Origin of the sequence: Vibrio sp., from assembly GCF_050299255.1 — a bacterium.
GTDB lineage: Bacteria > Pseudomonadota > Gammaproteobacteria > Enterobacterales > Vibrionaceae > Vibrio.
This window is the reverse complement of record NZ_JBNKVP010000170.1, coordinates 1-1,947: the sequence shown is the minus strand read 5'-3', so window position 1 is coordinate 1,947 and position 1,947 is coordinate 1. Positions and strand designations below refer to the sequence as shown.

Below are 1,947 nucleotides of genomic sequence, written 5' to 3'. Positions count from 1 at the left end.
ATTGTTATACCGATTTTCTCTCTGGCTAATGCCGGCATCCCCGTCGACTGGCGCGCACTTGATGACACCATCACACACCCAGTCTCCCTCGGCATCATTGCGGGTCTGGTACTCGGCAAGCTGCTCGGTATCGTCGGATTCTCCTGGCTAGCCGTCAAAATTGGCGTAACCTCGTTACCGAAAGAGCTCAACCTGAAACACCTTATCGGCGTCGGCCTGATGGGTGGTATCGGCTTTACCATGTCCATTTTCATTGCAGAACTCGGTTTTGCCAACTACCCCGAGGATCTGCTCATGGCCAAGAGCGGCATACTGATCGCCTCAGCACTGGCAGGAATTAGTGGTTTTGTCTGGCTCTATCTGACGTCAAACACGGTTAAGGAAAATAAAATAGAGCACTAATTGGCATATCGGGATATAAGGTCTCCAGGTATAGAGACATCGCCTGAATATAGAGATATTTTCCAAAAAGGATATCTAATCTATCATGAATAATCTGTGTAGTGGTCTAATGAAACCGGACACCAAGATAGGTGGTAAAATCGCCACCCAAAGCGAGGTGTTCAATGAAAAGACAACGTCGGAGTTTTTCGACTGAATTCAAGCAAGAAGCTGCCTGCCTGGTGCTGGATCAGGGTTATTCGATCACGGAAGCCAGTCGTTCACTGGATGTAGGCGAAACAGTCCTTCGCCGCTGGGTTAGTCAGCTACGAGCTGAACGGGGTGGCGAAACACCCAAGAGCAAAGCTCTGACGCCGGAACAGCAAAAGATTCAGGAACTCGAAGCCCGTATCAAATTGCTTGAGCGAGAAAAAAATATATTAAAAAAGGCTACAGCTCTCTTGATGTCGGACGAGTGGAATCGTACCAACTGATAGACCAGTTGAGGGAGCATGAGCCGGTTAAGATGGTCTGTCGCCTATTCGATGTCAAACGTTCCAGCTATTACGATTATTGCTGCAGCAAATCGCGTCTCGACGTTAAACGACTGGAATTGAAGGCCCATGTGAATCGTGTTTTCACAGCCAGCAGGAGTTCCATGGGGGCGAGGTCTATCAGCCGTGCACTGGCAAATGAAGGCATCAAGATCGGCCGCTTTCTGACCGGTCGCCTAATGAGTGAAATGGACCTGATCTGTAAGCAACCGGGGCCGCACAACTATAAACAGGCCACGGTTGAGCATCTGGATATCCCGAATCACCTGAACCGGGAATTTGATGTCATCGCCCCAGATAGAGTGTGGTGCGGTGACATCACCTACATCTGGGCAGGGACACGATGGGTATATCTGGCTGCCGTGCTGGATCTTTATGCCCGAAAAGTCGTTGGCTGGGCAATGTCTGATCGTGTTGATACCGCCCTGGCAATCCGGGCTTTGGAAGACGCCTGGGAGCGTCGCGGACACCCGGAAGGGGTTATGTTTCATTCAGATCAGGGCAGTCAGTACACGAGCATCCAATTCAGGCAGCGGTTGTGGCGTTACCGGATGGAACAAAGTATGAGTCGGCGTGGTAATTGTTGGGACAATGCACCAATGGAGAGGGTGTTCCGTAGCTTGAAAACAGAATGGATACCAGCGCTGGGTTACAGCTCGCTGGCGGAGGCGAAGATAGACGTCGGCCGTTATCTGATGGATTACTACAACCGACGCAGACCACACACGGCAAACGACGGCCTTAGCCCTGATGCTGCGGAAGAGAAACTTAAAAAACTGTCCGGAATTAATTGACCACTACAGTTTACTCGGCAGCAATTGCCGCCGGGTAGTGAAGTGACTAGCCGTATTTCGGTGGTCCTTGATCCAGTAGTTTTGCTCGGAGGATTTCGTTGTCTTCTGCGGCTTCTTCAATGAGGCCGGTGATGACGTAGAGGGTGGTGTTGATGGTCCGTCGTGGGGGACAGTCGGCGTTTTTGAGGAGTTCAGCGAGTGTGACGGCACGATTGAGC

At 51.0% G+C, this 1,947-nt stretch carries 2 protein-coding genes; both read left to right on the top strand.

Annotated elements, in window-relative coordinates; all coding sequences use genetic code 11:
• On the top strand, positions 1 to 402 hold a 402-nt coding region (locus tag ACQY6F_RS18845; protein WP_428776643.1), incomplete at its 5' end, for a Na+/H+ antiporter NhaA.
• 164 nt (positions 403 to 566) lie between these two features.
• Positions 567 to 1,729, top strand: a protein-coding gene (locus tag ACQY6F_RS18840; protein ID WP_428776642.1) for an IS3 family transposase whose coding sequence is annotated in 2 segments (ribosomal slippage) — positions 567 to 822 and positions 822 to 1,729 — 1,164 coding nt in all. Because the reading frame shifts where the segments join, the coding sequence is not laid out codon by codon here.
• The last annotated feature ends 218 nt before the right edge of the window (positions 1,730 to 1,947 follow it).